This is a genomic window from Cupriavidus sp. SZY C1 (genome assembly GCF_032190535.1).
Classification (GTDB): domain Bacteria; phylum Pseudomonadota; class Gammaproteobacteria; order Burkholderiales; family Burkholderiaceae; genus Cupriavidus; species Cupriavidus pauculus_C.
In genome coordinates this window covers 524,758-544,315 of the sequence record NZ_JAUANU010000001.1, presented here as the reverse complement: position 1 = coordinate 544,315, position 19,558 = coordinate 524,758, and the positions used below count along the sequence as shown (strand labels likewise).

At 63.7% G+C, this 19,558-nt stretch carries 21 protein-coding genes; 19 read left to right on the top strand and 2 right to left on the bottom strand.

Going from position 1 to position 19,558, the window contains the following annotated elements:
- Positions 1-46: 46 nt before the first annotated feature.
- From QTN24_RS02600 to QTN24_RS02535, 14 genes are all read left to right on the top strand, one after another.
- Positions 47-763, top strand: a complete 717-nt coding sequence (locus tag QTN24_RS02600; RefSeq protein ID WP_313835217.1) for a 16S rRNA pseudouridine(516) synthase — start codon at positions 47-49, stop codon at positions 761-763.
- A gap of 84 nt (positions 764-847) precedes the next feature.
- Positions 848-1,420 carry a YqgE/AlgH family protein gene (locus QTN24_RS02595; RefSeq protein WP_092601787.1) on the top strand — a complete coding sequence of 191 codons (573 nt, stop codon included), beginning with the start codon at positions 848-850 and terminating at the stop codon, positions 1,418-1,420.
- Entirely contained in the window at positions 1,413-1,850 is a 438-nt protein-coding gene (ruvX, locus tag QTN24_RS02590) for a Holliday junction resolvase RuvX (protein ID WP_124683458.1), read from the top strand. The genes QTN24_RS02595 and ruvX overlap by 8 nt, the downstream gene beginning before the upstream one ends.
- Complete coding sequence (gene pyrR / locus QTN24_RS02585) at positions 1,847-2,371, top strand: bifunctional pyr operon transcriptional regulator/uracil phosphoribosyltransferase PyrR (protein ID WP_124683459.1); 525 nt, start codon at positions 1,847-1,849, stop codon at positions 2,369-2,371. Before ruvX ends, pyrR begins: the two co-directional genes overlap by 4 nt.
- Positions 2,372-2,476: 105 nt before the next feature.
- On the top strand, positions 2,477-3,448 hold the full coding sequence (locus QTN24_RS02580; protein ID WP_124683460.1) for an aspartate carbamoyltransferase catalytic subunit: 972 nt from the start codon (positions 2,477-2,479) through the stop codon (positions 3,446-3,448).
- A 41-nt stretch (positions 3,449-3,489) separates the two neighbouring features.
- Positions 3,490-4,764: a dihydroorotase gene (locus tag QTN24_RS02575; RefSeq protein WP_313835216.1), complete on the top strand. Its 1,275-nt coding sequence runs from the start codon at positions 3,490-3,492 to the stop codon at positions 4,762-4,764.
- Positions 4,765-4,797: 33 nt separating this feature from the next.
- Positions 4,798-5,613: a lysophospholipid acyltransferase family protein gene (locus QTN24_RS02570; RefSeq protein ID WP_313835389.1), complete on the top strand. Its 816-nt coding sequence runs from the start codon at positions 4,798-4,800 to the stop codon at positions 5,611-5,613.
- Positions 5,614-5,784: 171 nt separating this feature from the next.
- Positions 5,785-6,483: a WbqC family protein gene (locus QTN24_RS02565; RefSeq protein ID WP_313835215.1), complete on the top strand. Its 699-nt coding sequence runs from the start codon at positions 5,785-5,787 to the stop codon at positions 6,481-6,483.
- The gene (locus QTN24_RS02560; protein ID WP_313835214.1) at positions 6,480-7,466 is read left to right on the top strand and encodes a glycosyltransferase family 2 protein; all 987 of its coding nucleotides are present in this window, start codon (positions 6,480-6,482) and stop codon (positions 7,464-7,466) included. The genes QTN24_RS02565 and QTN24_RS02560 overlap by 4 nt, the downstream gene beginning before the upstream one ends.
- Complete coding sequence (locus QTN24_RS02555) at positions 7,463-8,128, top strand: acetyltransferase (protein WP_313835213.1); 666 nt, start codon at positions 7,463-7,465, stop codon at positions 8,126-8,128. The genes QTN24_RS02560 and QTN24_RS02555 overlap by 4 nt, the downstream gene beginning before the upstream one ends.
- Positions 8,129-8,190: 62 nt before the next feature.
- Entirely contained in the window at positions 8,191-9,039 is an 849-nt protein-coding gene (locus QTN24_RS02550) for a hypothetical protein (protein WP_253700002.1), read from the top strand.
- 4 nt (positions 9,040-9,043) lie between these two features.
- Positions 9,044-9,418: an EamA family transporter gene (locus QTN24_RS02545; protein ID WP_124683466.1), complete on the top strand. Its 375-nt coding sequence runs from the start codon at positions 9,044-9,046 to the stop codon at positions 9,416-9,418.
- Between the two features lie 5 nt (positions 9,419-9,423).
- Positions 9,424-10,596, top strand: a complete 1,173-nt coding sequence (gene rffA, locus QTN24_RS02540) for a dTDP-4-amino-4,6-dideoxygalactose transaminase (protein WP_313835212.1) — start codon at positions 9,424-9,426, stop codon at positions 10,594-10,596.
- The gene (locus tag QTN24_RS02535; protein WP_313835211.1) at positions 10,593-11,243 is read left to right on the top strand and encodes a class I SAM-dependent methyltransferase; all 651 of its coding nucleotides are present in this window, start codon (positions 10,593-10,595) and stop codon (positions 11,241-11,243) included. Before rffA ends, QTN24_RS02535 begins: the two co-directional genes overlap by 4 nt.
- 38 nt (positions 11,244-11,281) lie before the next feature.
- On the opposite strand, the gene QTN24_RS02530 is transcribed toward QTN24_RS02535, so the two are convergent.
- Both QTN24_RS02530 and QTN24_RS02525 read right to left on the bottom strand, forming a co-directional pair.
- Positions 11,282-12,940 carry a hypothetical protein gene (locus tag QTN24_RS02530; protein WP_313835210.1) on the bottom strand — a complete coding sequence of 553 codons (1,659 nt, stop codon included), beginning with the start codon at positions 12,938-12,940 and terminating at the stop codon, positions 11,282-11,284.
- Positions 12,941-13,057: 117 nt separating this feature from the next.
- Positions 13,058-13,909: a symmetrical bis(5'-nucleosyl)-tetraphosphatase gene (locus QTN24_RS02525; protein WP_409558967.1), complete on the bottom strand. Its 852-nt coding sequence runs from the start codon at positions 13,907-13,909 to the stop codon at positions 13,058-13,060.
- 260 nt (positions 13,910-14,169) lie between these two features.
- Between QTN24_RS02525 and rfbB the strand changes: the two genes are divergently transcribed.
- From rfbB to QTN24_RS02500, 5 genes are read left to right on the top strand one after another with little or no spacing between them, the layout of a single operon-like run.
- On the top strand, positions 14,170-15,234 hold the full coding sequence (gene rfbB / locus QTN24_RS02520) for a dTDP-glucose 4,6-dehydratase (protein WP_313835209.1): 1,065 nt from the start codon (positions 14,170-14,172) through the stop codon (positions 15,232-15,234).
- On the top strand, positions 15,224-16,156 hold the full coding sequence (gene rfbD, locus QTN24_RS02515) for a dTDP-4-dehydrorhamnose reductase (RefSeq protein ID WP_313835208.1): 933 nt from the start codon (positions 15,224-15,226) through the stop codon (positions 16,154-16,156). Before rfbB ends, rfbD begins: the two co-directional genes overlap by 11 nt.
- Complete coding sequence (gene rfbA, locus QTN24_RS02510) at positions 16,149-17,039, top strand: glucose-1-phosphate thymidylyltransferase RfbA (RefSeq protein ID WP_124683472.1); 891 nt, start codon at positions 16,149-16,151, stop codon at positions 17,037-17,039. Before rfbD ends, rfbA begins: the two co-directional genes overlap by 8 nt.
- The gene (gene rfbC, locus QTN24_RS02505) at positions 17,036-17,584 is read left to right on the top strand and encodes a dTDP-4-dehydrorhamnose 3,5-epimerase (RefSeq protein WP_409558966.1); all 549 of its coding nucleotides are present in this window, start codon (positions 17,036-17,038) and stop codon (positions 17,582-17,584) included. The genes rfbA and rfbC overlap by 4 nt, the downstream gene beginning before the upstream one ends.
- 14 nt (positions 17,585-17,598) lie before the next feature.
- The gene (locus tag QTN24_RS02500) at positions 17,599-19,278 is read left to right on the top strand and encodes a hypothetical protein (protein ID WP_313835207.1); all 1,680 of its coding nucleotides are present in this window, start codon (positions 17,599-17,601) and stop codon (positions 19,276-19,278) included.
- Positions 19,279-19,558: the final 280 nt, after the last annotated feature.

Below are 19,558 nucleotides of genomic sequence, written 5' to 3'. Positions count from 1 at the left end.
TAACATAGCCCGCATACCCTTCACATCACCGACACGCAGTTCATCCATGGCCACGACACTCGACCGCATCCTGCAATCCCAAGGCTTCGGCACCCGCCGCTATTGCGGCGACCTGGTGGAGGCCGGGCTGGTCGAGGTCAATGGCGAGCTGTGCGAAGACCCGGGTGCACGCTTCGAGGTGGACGGCCTGCGCCTGACCGTGGACGGCGAGGAATGGCTGGCGTGCACCAAGGCGTACCTGATGCTGCACAAGCCCACCGGCTACGAGTGCTCGCAGAAGCCGCGCCACCATCCCAGTGTGTACAACCTGCTGCCGGTGCCGCTGCGCCAGCGCGAGGTGCAGGCCGTGGGCCGGCTCGATCACGACACGACCGGCCTGTTGCTGCTGACCGACGACGGCCAGTTCATCCATGCGCAGACGTCGCCCAAAAAACAGGTGCCCAAGGTGTACGAGGTGGCGACCTTCGATCCGGTCACGCCGGAGCAGGTCCAGGCCCTGCGCGACGGCGTGCAGCTTGACGACGAGCCGGCGCCCATCGCCGCCCATGCCTGCGAGGCCACTGGCGAGCGCAGCCTGCGGCTGGCGCTGCTGCAGGGCAAGTACCACCAAGTCAAGCGCATGGTGGCTGCGGCCGGGAACCATGTGACGGCCCTGCATCGCAGCGCCATCGGCGGCCTGCGGCTGGACCCCGCGCTGGCGCCCGGCGAGTGGCGCTGGCTGACGCCTGAGGACATGGTGGCGCTGAAGTCGGCGGGCGACTGAAGCCCGGCCGGCGTGCCCGGCGGGTGACGGCGGCGGCAGAAGTTTTCCGCGGCAGCCGGGGTGTGATTTGGTAGAATGCAAGCCATGGCGACGCCCGAAGCTTCCATCAATCTCACCAATCAGTTCCTGATTGCCATGCCAGGCATGGCAGATCCGACGTTTTCGGGTTCCGTTGTCTACCTCTGCGAGCATAACGAGCGCGGCGCGCTTGGCCTGGTGATCAACCGGCCGATCGACATCGACATGGCCACGCTCTTCGACAAGATCGATCTCAAGCTCGAAATCCAGCCTGTTGCCCACCAGCCGGTCTACTTCGGCGGCCCGGTGCAGACCGAGCGCGGCTTTGTGCTGCATGATCCGGTCGGCATCTACGTGTCGTCGCTGGCGGTGCCCGGCGGGCTGGAAATGACCACCTCCAAGGACGTGCTGGAGGCCGTGGCCAACGGCAGCGGCCCGCACCGGTTCCTGCTGACGCTCGGCTACGCGGGCTGGGGCGCCGGGCAGCTGGAGGAAGAGCTGAGCCGCAATGGCTGGCTGACCGTCCAGGCCGATCCCGAAATCATCTTCAGTGTGCCGCCCGAGGAACGCTTCGCGGCGGCCGTGCGCCTGCTCGGCATCGACGTGACGATGCTGTCCGGCGAGGCCGGGCATGCCTGAGCTGCCGGGGCGCGAGACGCCCCGCGACGGCACGGTGCTCGCGTTCGACTACGGCGAGAAGAAAATCGGCGTGGCGCTGGGAAATTTCATCACGCGGCAAGCCTCGGCGCTGACCATCCTGCCCAATGTGACGGTCGAAGGCCGTTTCGAGGCCGTGGGCGCGCTGATCCGGGAATGGACGCCGGTGCGGCTGGTGGTCGGCATGCCGGTCAACCCGGAAGCCGGGCCTGACGACGCGGAACAGGCGTCGATGCGGCTGGCGCGCCGCTTTGGCAACCAGCTCAACGGGCGCTTCAACCTGCCCGTGGAATGGGTGGACGAGCGCTACTCGTCGCGTGCGGCCTCGATGGCCGGGGCGCGGCGCGGGGCGCTGGACGCCGAAGCCGCCCGGATCATCCTGCAACAGTATTTCGACGAAATCCCGCTATGACCCAGACTTCGACTCCCGATGCCGAGGCGCTCTACCACGCGCTGCGCGACCAGGCCCAGGCCCTGATGCCGTCTGCGGACCGCGCCCGCTGGTCGGTGGCCGGCATCCACTCCGGCGGCGCCTGGATTGCCGAGCGGCTGGCGGCCGACCTGAAGCTGGGCGAGCACGGCGTGATCAACGTCGCCTTCCACCGTGACGACTACGCCAAGAAGGGCCTGCACAGCCAGGCGCAGCCGACCACGCTGCCGTTTTCGGTGGAAGACCGCAACATCCTGCTGATCGACGACGTGCTGGCCACGGGCCGCACGATCCGCGCCGCCGTGAACGAGCTGTTCGACTACGGTCGCCCCGCGCGCGTGGCGCTGGCCGTGCTGGCCGACCGCGGCGGCCGCCAGTTGCCGTTTGCCGCCGACTACGCCGCGGCGACCCTTGAACTGCCGCAGGACAGGACGCTGGTGCTGTCGCGCCAGGGCGAGGGCGCCGCCACGCGCTTTGCGTTTGCCACCGAGGCCCGTGCCTGAGTGTCAACCCGCGCCGCCGCCTGAACGTCAAGCACCGAAGCCGTACCCAGACCGTATCCGCCCGACCGAACCCGCCAGACCGAATCGCGCCCCGACCCACCTGCCATGACCAAGATGTTCCGCAACCCGCAGCTCACCCGGAACGGCGAGCTCAAGCACCTGTTGTCGATCGAGGGGCTGTCGCGTGACATGATCACGCACATCCTCGACACCGCCAGCCAGTTCGTCTCGCTGTCCGACTCGGACCGCGACGTCAAGAAGGTGCCGCTGCTGCGCGGCAAGAGCGTGTTCAACCTGTTCTTCGAGAACTCCACGCGCACGCGCACCACGTTCGAGATTGCCGCCAAGCGGCTGTCCGCCGACGTGCTGAACCTGAACATCAACGCGTCTTCGACCAGCAAGGGCGAGTCGCTGCTGGACACCATCAACAACCTGTCGGCGATGTCGGCCGACATGTTCGTGGTGCGCCACGCCAGCTCGGGCGCGCCGTACCTGATTGCCCAGCACGTGGCGCCGCATGTGCACGTGATCAACGCCGGCGACGGCCGCCATGCGCACCCGACGCAGGGGCTGCTGGATATGTATACGATCCGGCACTTCAAGAAGGACTTCACGAACCTGACGGTGGCCATCGTCGGCGACATCCTGCACTCGCGCGTGGCCCGCTCGGACATCCACGCGCTGACCACGCTGGGCGTGCCGGAAGTGCGGGCGATTGGCCCGCGCACGCTGCTGCCGTCGGGGCTGGAGCAGATGGGCGTGCGCGTCTTCCACAACATGGAAGAGGGCCTGAAGGGCGTGGACGTGGTGATCATGCTGCGCCTGCAGAACGAGCGGATGAGCGGGGCGCTGCTGCCGTCCGCGCAGGAATACTTCAAGGCGTACGGCCTGACGCCCGAGCGCCTGGCGCTGGCCAGGCCCGACGCCATCGTGATGCACCCGGGACCGATGAACCGCGGCGTGGAGATCGACTCCGCCGTGGCCGACGGTCCGCAGTCGGTGATCCTGAACCAGGTGACGTTCGGCATCGCGGTCCGCATGGCCGTGATGGGCATCGTCGCCGGCAACAACGACTGAGCAGCACCTTGGGTACAACGAACCGCACATCGCAGGAAGACATGAAGATCCGCATCCAGGGTGGCCGCCTGATCGATCCGGCCGCAAACGTCGACGCCGAGCAGGACCTGTACATCGCCGCCGGCAAGATCGTGGGCGTGGGCCAGGCGCCGGCCGATTTCAACGCCAACAAGACCATCGACGCGCGTGGCCTGATCGTGTGCCCGGGTCTGGTGGACCTGTCCGCGCGCCTGCGCGAGCCGGGCTACGAGTACAAGGCGACGCTGGAATCCGAGGTGGCCGCGGCCACCGCGGGCGGCGTCACGAGCCTGGTCTGCCCGCCCGATACCGACCCCGTGCTCGACGAGCCGGGCCTGGTGGAAATGCTCAAGTTCCGCGCCCGCAAGCTGAACCAGACGCACGTCTATCCGCTGGGCGCGCTGACCGTCGGCCTGAAGGGCGCGGCGCTGACCGAGATGGGGCAACTGACCGAGGCCGGATGCGTGGGCTTCAGCCAGGCCGAGATGCCGATCCAGGACACCAAGGTGCTGCAACGCGCGATGCAGTACGCGCAGACGTTCGGCTTCACGCTGTGGCTGCGGCCCGAGGACCCGTTCCTGGGCGGCGGCGTGGCCGCCAGCGGCGCGGTGGCGTCGCGGCTGGGCCTGTCGGGCGTGTCCGTGATCGCCGAGACGGTGCGGCTGCACACCATCTTCGAACTGATGCGCGCCACCGGCGCGCGCGTGCACCTGTGCCGGCTGTCGTCGGCGGCCGGGCTGGAGCTGGTGCGCCAGGCCCGCAAGGAAGGGCTGCCGGTGACCTGCGACGTGAATATCCACCACGTCTCGCTGACCGACATGGACATCGGCTTCTTCAACAGCCAGATGCGCTTCACGCCGCCGCTGCGCGGCGCGCGCGACCGGGACGCCATCGTCGCCGCCCTGGCCGACGGCACCATCGATGCGTTGTGTTCCGACCACACACCGGTCGACGACGACGAGAAGCTGTTGCCCTTCGCCGAAGCCACGCCGGGCGCCACCGGCCTGGAACTGCTGCTGCCGCTGACCCTGCGCTGGGCCGGCGAGCACAAGGTGCCGCTGGTGAAGGCGCTGGCCCGCATCACCAGCGAGCCGGCCCGGGTGATCGGCCTGCACGCAGGGTCGCTGACCACGGGCAGCGCCGCCGACGTCTGCGTGTTCGATCCGAAGCACGTGTGGAAGGTGGAACGCGCCGCGCTGAAAAGCCAGGGCAAGAATTCGCCGTGGCTGGGCTACGAAATGGAAGGGCGCGTGCGCACCACGCTGGTCGACGGCCAGGTGGTGTACGAGCAGCGCTGATCGCCGGTTGCCGGCAGGCTCCAGGATTCGATGATGATCTGGCTACGCAAGCTGCGGCTGGGATTCCATTTGCTGCGCGGCATTTTCGTCTGCGCAACGGTCTTCCCGTGGGCGAGCGCTCACGTACGGGAGCGGCTGATCCGCGGCTGGTCGCGCAAGCTGCTGGCCATCTGCGGCATCACCGTGGAAGTGCACGGGCTGCCACCGGGCGGCGCCCCGCGCGGGGCAATGCTGGTGGCCAACCATATCTCGTGGCTGGACATCTACGTCATCCATAGCTGGCAGCCGGTGCGGTTCGTCGCCAAGTCGGAAATCCGCAGCTGGCCGGTGATCGGCTGGCTTTGTGACAAAACCGGCACAATTTTCATCGAACGCGCCAGCAAGCGCGACGCCCACCGGGTGCTGCACCACATCACCGACGTGATGCGGCAGGGCGACCTGGTCTGCGTGTTCCCCGAAGGCACGACCACCGACGGCAGCAAGGTGCTGCCCTTCCACGCCAACCTGATGCAGGCGCCGGTGTCCGGCGGACTGCCCGTGCAGCCGGTGGGCCTGAGCTACCTGGACGCCGCAACGGGCCAACCGACGCTGGCCCCGGCGTATATCGACGATATCTCGCTAGGCCAATGCCTCGACGCCATCCTGCGCTCGCCACCCATCACGGTACGGCTGACGCTGGGGCCGCAATTGCTGGCGCAGTCGGCAAGCCGCAGGGAGCTGGCGGAGGCGGCGCGCGAGGTGGTGGTGCATCTGGTGGGGGGGATGCCGGAGGCGGCTGGGAGTGTGGCCGAACGGTTGCACCATGCCGCGAAGGACGACGCGCCCACGGCGGCGGCCGCCACATCCTGACAGGTCGCAGCGCGGCCAGGGCACGCGCGGCCAGCGATTCCGCTTCGGGTAAACTACCCGGCTTTATCGCAAGCGTTGCAGTTTGCTTGCGCAATCGATTCCCCATAACGGTATGACTGGCAAGACCGACACCGCCTGCGCCGCACGTAAGGCGTCACGAAAGGGAACGACATGAAATCCGTGGCTATCGTCCAGTCCAACTACATTCCGTGGAAGGGCTATTTCGATATGATTGCCAGCGTCGACGAGTTCATTCTCTACGACGACATGCAATACACGCGTCGGGACTGGCGTAACCGAAATCAGATCAAGACGCCCCAGGGTGTGCAGTGGCTGACGGTGCCTGTTCAGGTCAAGGGCCGTTACGACCAGAAGATCCGCGACACTGAAATCGACACGTCGACGGAATGGGCCCGGACACACTGGCGTACGCTGGAACAGAACTATCGGCGTGCCGCTCACTTCGACGAAGTGGCGAAATGGGTGGCCCCGCTGTATTGCGACGCGGTCTACGGCAATTTGTCCGAGATGAATCGCGTCTTTATCGAGGCCATTTGCGCGTACCTTCGGATCGACACCAGGATCTCGAACTCCTGGGATTACGTGCTCACCGATGGCAAGACCGAGCGGCTGGCAGACCTTTGTGCCCAGGCGGGGGGCACGAGATACGTGTCCGGACCTGCCGCGCGAGATTATGTCGACGAAGCCGTTTTTGCCGATCGCGGTATTGAGCTCCACTGGTTCGATTACGGCGGTTATGCGGAATACCCGCAGCTCTGGGGCGAATTCACGCATGGGGTATCCATTCTCGACCTGCTGTTCAACTGTGGCGCCGACGCGCGTCGCTATATGAAATACGTCCAGCCATGAAGCTGTCGATTGTTGCCACGCTTTACCAGTCGGCGCCGTATATCGAGGAATTCTGTACCCGGGCAAGTGCGGGCGCGCGAGAACTGGTCGGCGAGGATTTCGAGATCGTTCTCGTCAACGATGGTTCGCCCGACAATAGCCTGCAAATTGCGGTGGAACGCGCCGAGCGCGATGCGCATGTCGTCGTCGTGGACTTGTCGCGCAATTTCGGGCACCACAAGGCAATGATGACCGGGCTCGCCCATGCGCGCGGCGACGAGGTTTTCCTTCTCGACGTAGATCTGGAGGAGGAGCCCGAATGGCTGCTGACGTTTGCCGCCCAACGCCAGGCGCAGGCATGTGATGTCGTGTACGGCGTGCAGGAAGCCCGCAAGGGTGGATGGTTTGAACGGTGGAGCGGTCAGTGGTTCTATCGCCTGGTGCGTTTGCTGACCGGCCTGTCGCTGCCCGAGAATGTCGTCACCGCGCGGCTGATGAGCCGGCGTTATGTCGATGCACTGATTTCTCATGAAGAACGGGAAGTCTTCATGGCAGGGCTGTGGCATATCACTGGATTTGCCCAGTGCCCGCAGACCGTCCGCAAGCACAGTACCAGCGAGACGACCTATACGTTGCGCCGGAAGATGTCGCTGCTGGTGAACTCGGTCACGTCGTTCAGCAACGCTCCACTCGTTGGTATCTTCTATTTCGGGCTGGCCATTTCCGCGGTCGCCCTCGTCTATATTGCGTACCTGATCCTGAACTGGATGTTCCTTTCGCATCCCATGAGCGGTTGGACTTCCGTCATGGCCTCGATCTGGCTGCTCGGTGGACTGATTATCTCGTTCATCGGCGTGGTCGGCCTGTACCTGTCGAAGGTCTTTTCCGAGACAAAGCGCCGGCCCTATACGATCGTGAGGAAAATCTATGGCAGACGTGGGGAAATGGCACGCGCGCCTGTCATGTCATCGTCACCGTGCGCAAACAGGGAGATCGGCGAATGAAAACACCCTTGGTTATCTTCGGAGCGGGTGATATCGCGCAGTTGGCCCACTACTACTTTGGCCATGATTCAGAGTACGAGGTGGTGGCTTTCTGTGTCGATGCGGCCTTCCTGAAGGAAGAGACATTCTGCGGCCTGCCTGTGGTGCCCTTCGAGGACGTGGACGCCCGTTTTCCGGCCGACCGTCATGCCATGTTCGTGGCGATGAGCTACGCAAAGGTCAATGGCGTACGCAGGGCAAAATACGAAGCCGTGCGGGAAAAGGGCTATCGCCTCGCCAGCTACGTCAGTTCGCGCGCCACAGTGCTCAATGATGGGCAGATCGGCGAGAACTGCTTCATCCTGGAAAACAACGTGATCCAGCCGTTCGTGACAATTGGCAACAACGTCACGCTCTGGAGCGGCAATCACATCGGCCATCATTCGACGATCGGGGACCATTGCTTTCTGGCGTCGCACGTCGTGGTGTCGGGTGGGGTAACCATCGCGCCCCAGTGCTTTATCGGCGTCAATGCCACGCTACGCGATCACATCACCATTGGCGAACGATGTGTGATCGGCGCGGGCACGCTGATGCTCGCGGACGCCGAAAGCGAAGGCGTCTATGTCGAGCAGGCCACGCCACGCTCTGCCGTACCCAGTTCGAGGCTGCGGAAAATATGAGAAGGACCGGGCAATGGCGCAAACTGGGTCGGATCTTTTGTCCGGACGGCTCGGTTGAATGGATGCGCACCCATGCGGCGGTGCCTATCGCGCAACCGCTCGGTGGCGATCTGTATCGCATCTACTTCAGTGCGCGGGACGCTGCCAGCCGAAGCCATACCGGTTATGTCGATATCGATATCACGCGACCTGAAATTATTCTCGCGTGTGGCAAGGAACCGGTGTTATCCCCTGGCGAACTCGGCGCGTTCGACGACAGCGGCGCCATGGCCACTTGGCTGACGCAGGCGCCCGATGGCGACCGGCTTTATTACATTGGCTGGAACCTCGGGGTGACGGTGCCATTCCGGAACGCCATCGGCCTGGCGGTGGCGCGTAACCCGAATGCATTCGAGCGCTATGCGCGCGGTCCCATTGTGGATCGGACCGCCAGCGAACCTCACTTCTGCGCAAGCTGCTGCGTGTTGCGCGACGAGACGGGATGGCGCATGTGGTATCTCGCCTGTACGGAATGGCGGCAGACGGCAAAAGGGCCGGAGCATCGCTATCACATCAGGTACGCGACGTCCGATGATGGTATCCACTGGCAACGCGACGGAACCGTGGCGATCGACTATGCCAGCGACGCCGAGGTGGCGATCTCCCGGCCTTCGGTGATCCGGGACCCGGATTGCTGGCGCATGTGGTACTCCCACCGCATCGATCGTTACCGCATCGGTTATGCGGAGTCGGACGACGGCATCCATTGGGTCCGGAAAGACGAAGAGAGCGGTATCGAGGTATCGGAGAGCGGGTGGGATGCCGACATGATCGAGTATCCTTTCGTGTTCGACCATGCCGGGCGGCGTTATATGCTCTACAACGGCAACGGTTACGGTGCGACCGGTTTTGGTCTTGCCGTGCTGGATTGAGAAAATGACACGCGCTCTCGATTATCTTTACATTCTCGCCACGATTTTGCTGACGACGTACGGTCAGCTCATCCTGAAATGGCGCATCGGCAAGTTCGGCGCCATGCCGCAGGCCCCTTTGGAGAAGCTGCGCTTCCTGGTGTTGCTGCTGCTGGATCCGCTTATTTTCTCGGGATTCTTTGCTGCCTTTCTGGCGTCGCTGGCCTGGATGGCCGCCATGACGAAGTTCGACCTCAGTCAGGCCTACCCTTTCATGAGCCTGAATTTCGCCATCGTGCTGTGCCTGAGCATCTGGTTCCTGGGCGAGCCGTTCTCCGGACCTAAATTGGCCGGTGTGGCACTGATCATGCTGGGCACCGTAGTCGCGGCACGCGGGTAAATTCAATGAACGATCAAAAAATTCCATTCAACGCGCCTCATCTCACTGGGGATGAGTTTTCGTACGTGGCCGAACTTGCCCGCACGCGCAAGCTGGCCGGCGATGGGCAATTCACGAAGTGGTGCAGCGACTGGATAGAGCGGCGCACGGGTTGCGCGCGGGCTCTCCTGACGCATTCCTGTACGGCGGCGCTGGAGATGGCGGCGCTGCTGCTCGATATCGAGCCGGGCGATGAAATCATCATGCCGTCCTACACCTTTGTCTCGACTGCCAACGCATTCGTATTGCGTGGCGGTGTGCCGGTGTTCGTGGATATTCGAGAGGACACGCTGAATCTCGATGAGCGCCTGCTTGAGGAAGCGATTACGCCGCGGACGCGCGCAATTGTTCCGGTGCACTACGCGGGCGTGGCGTGCGAGATGGACACGATCAACGAGATCGCGCGCCGTCACGGCCTGAAGGTCGTGGAGGATGCCGCGCAGGGCGTGCTGGCAAGCTATCGCGGCCGTCCGCTGGGAACGCTCGGCGATATGGGCGCGTTCAGTTTCCACGAAACCAAGAACGTGATATCCGGAGAGGGCGGCGCGTTGCTCGTCAATGATCCGGCTCTGGTTGCGCGTGCCGAGATCATTCGGGAGAAGGGTACGGACCGCAGCCGCTTCTTTCGCGGCGAAATCGACAAGTACACGTGGCAGGAAGTGGGCTCTTCATTCCTTCCCAGTGAACTGATTGCAGCATTCCTTCGGGCCCAGTTGGAACATGCCGATGCGGTGACCGCCGATCGCATGGCGAGCTGGGACCGTTATCACGCGGCATTCTCCGAGCTGGAGAGCCGCGAATGGCTGCGCAGACCGATCGTACCGACGCACTGTGAGCACAACGCCCATATGTATTACGTGCTGCTGCCTGACGGCATCGATCGACAAGCCGTGCTTGAAAAACTCAAGGCATCGGGTATCTCGTCTGTCTTTCACTATGTGCCGCTGCATACGTCGCCGGGGGGCCAGCGGTACGGCCGGGCGCATGGCGCGCTGGCCGTCACCAATCGTCAATCCGAGCGACTGATCCGTCTGCCGCTATGGGTGGGCATGGATGCCGACATGCCGGGCAAGATCGCGCACGCCATGGCGCAGACGATCGCACAAACGATGGGTAACGATACGAAGGGCCGGGAATGAACCAGGAACGCACAGACCTGCTGGGCGAGGTGGCCGGATACTACTCCGCACGACTTGCGGAGCACGGCGAGACCGCGCAAGGCGTGGACTGGAATGGAGAGGAAAGCCAGTTTCTTCGCTTTGCGCAACTGAGCAGGGTCATTGGCGACAGAACCGAGCCGTTCAGCGTAAATGACCTGGGATGTGGCTACGGCGCACTCAGGGAATACCTCGGCAAAAGCTACCCGCAGCTCAGATATACCGGCATCGATGTGGCGGAGGAGATGATCCAGGCTGCATCCCGGCGCCTGGGCGGCGATCCGTCCACGCGGTTCATCGTGGGAAGCGAACCCGATGCGGTAGCCGATTTCGGAATCGCCAGCGGTATCTTCAACGTGCGGATGGCTCGTGGAGACGCGGAGTGGCTGGATTACATCAAAGGCGTGCTGGACATCATGGACAGGACCAGCCGCCTGGGTTTCGCGTTTAATTGCCTGACCTCGTACTCCGATGCCGACAAGATGCGCGACACGCTTTATTACGCGGACCCTTGCGCGCTATTCGACCATTGCAAGCGGCGCTATTCGCGCAACGTCGCGCTGTTGCACGACTACGGACTCTACGAATTCACCATCGTCGTCAGGAAGGGCGGCGCAGGCCCGGCGTAGTCGCCCAGGTGGGCGGTATCCGGGGATGCCGCGCCAACTCAGTGTTTGTCCACCGCAGCCTGCGTGCCGCGCGTAGACCCGGGGCGCAGGCAACGCACGTGATGGATGACGAAGCCCGGGCGTTCATGAATCACCTTGTCGTCGAGCGTCGATTGCAGGTGTTCCCGGCAATAGGTGCGCAGGCGCTCAAGCCGCCCGTAGGGCATGCTGATATTCAACCCCGCTTCCGTCGTCAGGCGCGCCAGAAAGCCCCGTCCGGCCTGTTCTTCCTGCATGGCTACGGAGAACGGTGCAAGCGTCGAAACACCCATCGGATAGATCTGTACCGACCGGGCGTCAGGAATGCCGTGAAACGGCGTGAACGCGGCCTCGTAGGGGAATGCCGGCCCCCAGACAAACAGGGTTCCTTTGGGAACGCCTTCCAGTTGCAGCCGGGTCTGCGCCACGCGCGATCTGGCTTCCACTTGGTGGGGCCAGGCGGCATGGAGGGCGGCCGCGCCTGCCAGAACGAGCGCCAGCGTAGCAATGCCGCGTGACCGTGCAGGGCGTGCTGGCAATGCGCAGATGGCGGCAACGAGCAGGAACGCCGCGAGCGGATAGTAGACGCGAGTCACGCCGGGCCTTCCAATGGCGCCGAGCGCAAACACCGCGGCCACCACCAGCACGCCAAGCATGATCACGACGCGCGACGGGCTGACGAACGCGATCAGGCAGGCGCAAGCCAGCAAGGGCCACATTTGGTCCACCAGCAGTTGGCGTAGCGACTCGATACCCAAACCGAAGCCACGCTGCACCCACTCGTGCAGCTTGATGTCGTCGAGCATGCCGTTAAGCTTGGCCGGGTCCATCAGGTGCGGGTCGACAAAGAACCAGTCGCTGACAAGATCGATATCGTTGGCCGAGAAACCGTGCCGGGCCAGGACATCCGGCCGCCCCTTCACCTGGACGCCGGCGCGAAAATCGGTGTAAGGCGCGCGGGCGATGTTGAATGCGTGGAAACTCTTCCAGGCTTCGGTGTCGTAGGCAGCCTTGTTCAGGTACGCGGCGCCACCGATCATCACGGCCAGAAGGACGACGGAAGCCTGCATGGCCCGCTGACGGGCGAGCGCTTTCCATGGCAGGAATGGCAGGCCGACGGCCAGCACGAGCCAGAACTCCTGGTCCCGTATCAGGTAGGCGAAAAAGCCGAGCAGGCTGGCCACGGCCAGGCTCGACATCTCGCCAGTCTCGGCGAACGTTCGCCAGCCCAGCACCGCCGCCACCGCCAGCAAGCCCGCGTTCAGCGTGAACTGGGGAAACAGCACCGGCCAGAGGAATATCAGCGCGACGGCAAGGACTGCATGGAGGCGTGCCACCCCCAGGCGCATCATGAAATACAGGATGGCGGCGCCCGCCAGCACGATGACAAGCGTCGACGCGACAGTGTAGCCAACGACGCCGCCGAACTGCGGCATGGCCCGCACGATACGGCCCCAGATGACGTTGGAGAAAATTAGGTTGGGCGAGCTTTCGGCAACAAATCCGTAGCCATGGGCGATCATCGACATGCCAACGTCATCGTTGGTTTCCCACATGGGCATGAACCATGCCGAAAGCAGGAAAACCAGCGCAACTGCAGTGCCAACTGCCAGCAGGAGATGCTGGTGCCCGCGGGTCCGCGGCACGCCAACACTGTTCTCGTAGTGATTCTTGTACATCGAAGGAATATTCCGTGGCCTTCTGATTGATCGGGGGCTCAGCCGGCGGCCATTCTACGTTGCGCGGCACGGGGATGGTTGTCACGGTCTTTGCGACGGACAACTCATCGCCTGCGATTACGCCAGCGGATCGCGATAAGCGGGGCAATCGACCTGAATCACATCGCGGCGGGCGGGGTCCGGTGAGAGCCGGGCTGCCGTCAGTTGGCCGCCCCAGACGCAGCCGGTGTCCAGTGCCATCAAGTCGGGACGCATCACGAGCCCCAGCGTCGACCAGTGGCCCACCACCATGGTCACATCGGCAGTACGACGTCCCGGAACGTCGAACCAGGGCATGAAGCCATCGGGCGCGCTGCCCAGGCCTTCCTTGGTCTTCAGATCCATCACCCCATCCGCATTGCAGTAGCGCAGCCGCGTCAGCGCGTTCACGATCACGCGATGGCGTTCAATGCCCCGCAGGCCATCATGCCAGCGGTCGGCCGCGTTGCCGAACACATCGGCAAGAAAGCCATGCCAGTTGGCGCCACGGAGCTGGTCTTCCACTTCGGCGGCGAGGTCCATTACCTGTGCCGCGCTCCATTGCGGCAACACACCGGCGTGGACAACGAGAAAATCGTCGATACGTACGGCCAGCGGACGGCACCGCAGCCAGTCGAGCAGCGCGTCGCGATCGGGCGCCGCGAGGATTGCGTCCAGCGTGTCCGACTTGCCGGCCTTGCGGACGCCTGCGCCCACCGCAAGCAAGTGGATATCGTGATTGCCCAGCACCGACCGCGCCCGGGCACCCATGTCACGAATAGTGCGCACGGTTGCCAGCGAATCGGGCCCGCGATTGACGAGATCACCGACGAAGCACAATCCGGCGTCGGCCGGCACCCGATCTAGAAGCGCCTGAAGGGAAGGGTGGCATCCCTGCAGGTCGCCGATGGCGTACAGGCCGGTTTCCGGGGAGTTTGCAGTCATTGGCATGGCGTCGCCCGGGCAGGCCGGGGGCTGGTGGGGTCATGCGAGGCCGGACGCGGCGCGCCCGGATCGGGTCCGGACTTCGGATAGAATATGCGGCACCTCAAAGCGGACGCGCCAATTTTGCCATTCAACCGGTGTAAACCGGAAGCCATATCGAGGTAGCGCCGCCACTACCGTCCTTCTCCCGTCAGCAGAAATGTCGCTGTGCGGCGCTCGCGTGCCGGACCGGTAGGATTTCGAGACCCAGTACGGAGCCACAGCAATTGCCCAATATTCTCGTCACCGGGGGAGCCGGTTTCATCGGAGCCAACTTCGTGCTCGACTGGCTGGCGGATCCGCAAGCCGACGGCGTGGTGAATGTTGACAAGCTGACGTACGCGGCCAATCTCCAGACGCTGGCACCTCTCGATGGCGATGCCCGGCATGTGTTCGCGCGCGTGGATATCTGCGATCGCGCCGCGCTCGATAGCCTGCTGGCGACGCACCGGCCCCGCGCGGTGGTCCATTTTGCTGCGGAGAGCCATGTCGACAGGTCGATCCACGGGCCAGCCGACTTTATCGAGACCAATATCGTAGGCACCTTCACGCTGCTGGAGGCGGTCCGCGCCTATTGGGGGACGCTGGATGCAAATGCGCGACAGGCGTTCCGGATGCTGCATGTGTCCACCGACGAAGTCTTCGGATCGTTGGGGCCTGACGATGCCCCGTTCTCCGAGACCACCGCATACGCGCCGAATAGCCCGTATTCCGCCTCCAAGGCTGCATCCGATCATCTGGTCCGGGCGTATTTCCACACCTATGGCCTGCCGGTCCTGACGACCAATTGCTCGAATAACTACGGTCCTTACCAGTTTCCCGAGAAGCTTATCCCGTTGATTATCGCCAACGCGCTGGCCGGTAAATCGCTGCCGGTCTACGGCGATGGTCTCAATGTGCGGGACTGGCTGCACGTCTCGGACCATTGTCGCGCGGTGCGCGAGGTGCTTGCGCGCGGCGTTCCTGGCCAGACTTACAACATTGGCGGCCTGAATGAACGGACCAATCTCGATGTCGTTCACACCATCTGCGACCTGCTTGACGAGATGCGCCCGGATGCAGAGGGACCGCGACGGCGCCTGATGACTTTCGTGCCGGACCGGCCCGGACACGATCGACGCTATGCGATCGATGCCGGCAAGCTGACCCGCGAGCTGCGGTGGGCCCCGCTGGAGACCTTCGAGAGCGGGCTGCGCAAGACCGTCCGCTGGTATCTGGACAATCAGGCTTGGGTGGATTCGGTGGCGTCGGGCGAGTATCGCCAATGGATTGCGCGGCACTATGCAGCGTAGAGAGCGGCCAACCCTTCTTGTACTGGGCGCCAACGGACAGCTTGGCTTTGAACTGCGCCGTAGCCTGGCCTGCCTGGGCGAGGTGGTGGCACTCGACCGTTCCGGTTGCGATATCGCCGAACCCGACCGCTGCCGCGCAGTGCTTGCGCAGCACCGGCCGAGCGTCGTCGTCAATGCGGCTGCCTACACGGATGTCGAGCAGGCGGAACGAGATCGGGACGCGGCTTTCCTGATCAACGCTGCGGCGCCGGGCTGGCTGTCGGAAGCCGCGCGCGATGCCGGCGCGCTGTTTGTCCACTATTCGACCGATTTCGTGTTCGAGGGCCGCAGCGGACGCCCCTACACGGAAGCGGACGTCCCGGCGCCCCTGTCAGTCTACGGCGCGACAAAGCTCGAAGGGGAGCGGGCGGTGATGGCTGCCGGCGGGCCGGCGCTCGTGCTGCGCACGGCGTGGCTTGCTGGTCTGCACGGGACAAACTTCCTGAAGACGATTCTCGCGCGCGCGCTTGCCGGCGATCGGCTGCGCGTCGTGACGGATCAGATCGGCACGCCGACATCGGCCGCGCTGGTCGCCGATGTCACTGCGCAGATCGTGGCCCGGCACTGGCTGGGGGGCGCCGCACGTGCCGCGTTTCCGACCGGTCTGTACCATGTCGCCGCGGGCGGCGAGGTCTCCCGGCACGGCTACGCATGCGAGATCCTCCGGTACGCCCTGGCCTGTGGCGCGAATCTGCAATCGGGACCCACAGACGTGGAGCCCTGTACGGCGGGGGAGGTTGGCGGCAAGGCGTCACGCCCCGCCCATGCCGTGCTGAATACCGACCGCCTGCGTGAAACCTTTGGATTGCACCTGCCTCCGTGGGAGCAGGGCGTCCACTGGCTGCTGGAACAAATCATCTGGGGAAAAAGCACCCATGCGTAAGGGCATCATTCTTGCCGGTGGATCCGGGACGCGTCTTTATCCGGTGACACGGAGCGTTTCCAAACAGTTGCTGCCGGTATACGACAAGCCGATGATCTACTATCCGCTGACCACGCTGATGCTGGCTGGTATCAGGGATATTCTGATCATCACGACGCCTGAAGAGTCGTCGCGTTTCGTTGAACTGCTCGGTGACGGCTCGCGTTGGGGGCTCAATCTTTCCTATGCAGTGCAGCCTTCGCCGGACGGACTCGCGCAGGCGTTCCTGATCGGTCGTGATTTCATCGCCGGCCAGCCGTGCGCACTCGTGCTTGGCGACAATATTTTCTATGGTCATGATCTGGCTCGCCAGCTGCGCGCCATCTCGGCCAAGGAAGCCGGAGCCACGGTTTTCGCCTATCACGTGCAGGATCCGCATCGCTACGGTGTCGTGGAGTTTGACGACGAGTACCGCGCCATCTCGCTAGAGGAAAAACCCGCTCATCCGCGTTCGCACTACGCCGTGACCGGCTTGTATTTCTACGATGACCAGGTTTGCGACATCGCGGCGGACGTCAAGCCGTCAGCGCGTGGCGAACTTGAAATCACCGATGTCAACAAGCGCTATCTGGAAGCGGGCCAACTGGACGTCACGATTTTTGGCCGCGGACATGCGTGGCTGGATACGGGCACCCACGAATCGCTGCTGACGGCAGCCAGTTTCATTGCGACGCTGCAGAACCGGCAGGGGCTGATGGTGTCGTGCCCGGAGGAGATTGCCTACCGGAGTGGCTGGATTACCGCCGAGCAGGTGGTCGAGTTGGCGGAGCCCCTGCGCAAGGTGGCCTACGGCCAGTATCTGCTGCGCGTCATCAATGAACTTTCCGGCGAGATGCGGCCTTGAAGATCACGGCGACGCGGCTGGCATTGCCCGAGGTGATGTTGATCGAGCCGCAGGTTTATCACGACCCGCGCGGGTTTGTTTTCGAAGCGTTCAATGCGGCGGACTTCGCCAAAGCCACGGGGCTGCAACGCGAATTCGTACAGGATAATCATTCGCGGTCGCGGCGGGGTGTGCTGAGGGGCTTGCACTACCAGTTGCCCTATCCCCAGGGCAAGCTCGTACGCGTGGTGTCCGGCGAGATTTTCGATGTTGCCGTGGATATTCGCAGAGGTTCGCCGACTTTCGGGCAATGGGTGGGCGCGACGCTTTCCGGTGACAACCATCGCCAGATGTGGGTGCCCGAAGGATTCGCGCATGGTTTCGTCGTGACTTCCGATGGCGCCGACGTGTTGTACAAGACGACCGATTACTACCATCCCGAAACGGAGCACTGCATTCGCTGGGATGACCCAAACATCGGCGTGGCATGGCCGGATCCGGGTGTCCCGCTCATCATGGCAACAACGCGCCTGGGCGTCCCCCTCTCTCAAGCGCAGCTTTTCTGACCACTTTGCATATCGTGAAAACAGGCAACCGTTGGGCGTGGCCGGCGTGGGCAATTGTTGCGGTCTTCGGGGTGGTGCTCGCCACGGGCATTTTCGTACCGGTCTACGCGGACGAAGCCGCCGGTGTGCTGATGCGCGGCATGTTCCTCGCCAATGATTGGCGCCTGAACACGCTGATGCCGCAATGCGGTCCGGGCTTCTTGCAGTCCGTGCAATGGCTGCATCTGCCGGGCGCACTTGTATCCGATCTGATCATGCATGCCGGCACACCGCTGGGGGTCCGGGTGCGTGGTCTCGCGATCGGTTTCGCCTGGCTCCTGGCGACATGGATGGTGTTCCGGGCGCTGATCCGTTCCGATGTCTTGAGGATCTGGCTCTTTGCGGGGTTCGTCGCGGTGCTGGGTGTGGGTGTGCTGCCGCTGACGCTGGTGATGATGCGCGGAGAACAGATGATGCTGTTCCTGCTGTCGGTGCTGCTCGTCCTGCCGCTCGTTCTCAGGCGGGACGGAGCGGCCGGCCATCAGGGCACCACGGCAGGGCTGGCCGCGGCGTTCTGCCTTGTTACCAGCCTGTTCTTCTATACCCACCCCAAGGCTGTTTTCTTCATTCCGCTGGTACTGCTCTCGGGGGTGGCGACGTTTGGACCGCGAAGCCGGTATTGGACGGCGATTGTCACCACGGTGGTCCTCGGCGCGGCCTGGCAGACGCTGAAGTTCGCGGCCCAGGTGTCCTCGTGTCCGGGCGCGCCCCAGATGTCGGCGATCCTCGCCGGAAACACGGTATCGCTCGGCGGTGCCTGGGCTGCGCCTGGCGCCTTCGTGCAAACGCTGATCGCAAACGTCCAGGCCGCGCCTGAAGCGATGTTGCGGCATATCGTGTTTGCCGACAACTATCAGTCGGCCTGGCTGGCTTCGGTGCCCGGGCTGGAGCAATGGCAGCCGGTGGCATCGATTAACGCCTGCATCGGCTATGTCGTGCGCGGCACCTACTGGGCCGCGCTACTGTTCCCGCCCGTGCTGATCGTCGTCCAGGCCATTCGGCGGGCGCCGGCGGGTGCAGTGTGGTGGATGGCAGCGTTCTGGCTCGCCCTGGTGGGGCACGCCGCACTGTTCAAGACGTGGAATTTCTATGCCGCATCGCTGCTGCTGCCGATCGCGTTGTGGTGCCTTGTCTTCGCCATCGCTACGCTGCTCGACCGCTGGCGTGCGGCGGATACCGCGCGTACCGGCCATGTTGTCGCCGCCGTACTGTCTCCGGTGCTGGTCTTGTTCCTCGCCAGTGCAGCCGTCCTGGTGCTTCGGGCGTTACCGCCGACCATCGAATCGTCGCGGTCGGCAGGCTTCGGCTTGCCCAGGCAGGGCCTGTCCATCCCGGCGCTCGACTACGCGAAACAGCGACCCGGGATACGCGCATTTGCACGCCAATGCAACATCCAGGGCGACGGCGCGCGCCATCTGGTCGTCGACAACCTCACGTACTTTGCCTTCGACGATCTCCGCGAGCCGTTGCAGTCTGACTATCTCTACGAGCAGGGCTTCGGCGTCGACCTGAAGGGCGATGCGCTGCCGGCGTTGCTGAAACGCCTGGGGGCGCCGGGGATCATCGCCCAGTGCACCATGTTCCCCACGGTCTTCGCCCCGCGTATGCGACGCGAAGGCAATCTCTGCTGCGTCGACCTTTCGAACGGGCAATGACGACCAGCTACGGTGTGGATCGTGAAAAGTTGTTGCTGAATGTGGCTTTGTGACGGCTTATGGGGTGGTCAGTAACACCCCGCTACAAATGTCCGATTTTGGTCGGAAGCGGTGCACCACGTCGGATAGAATGTCGCCCGACATGACATTGGCGTGACGTGGCGAGAACGAAGTTGTCGTTTGCAAGTTGCTTATAAGCCACTTAAAACGGGCGGCGCCACGCTTTCGGTCCGCTGGTGGACGAGAAATGCTGCTTCGCAGCAACAAGGTGGCAGTAGCC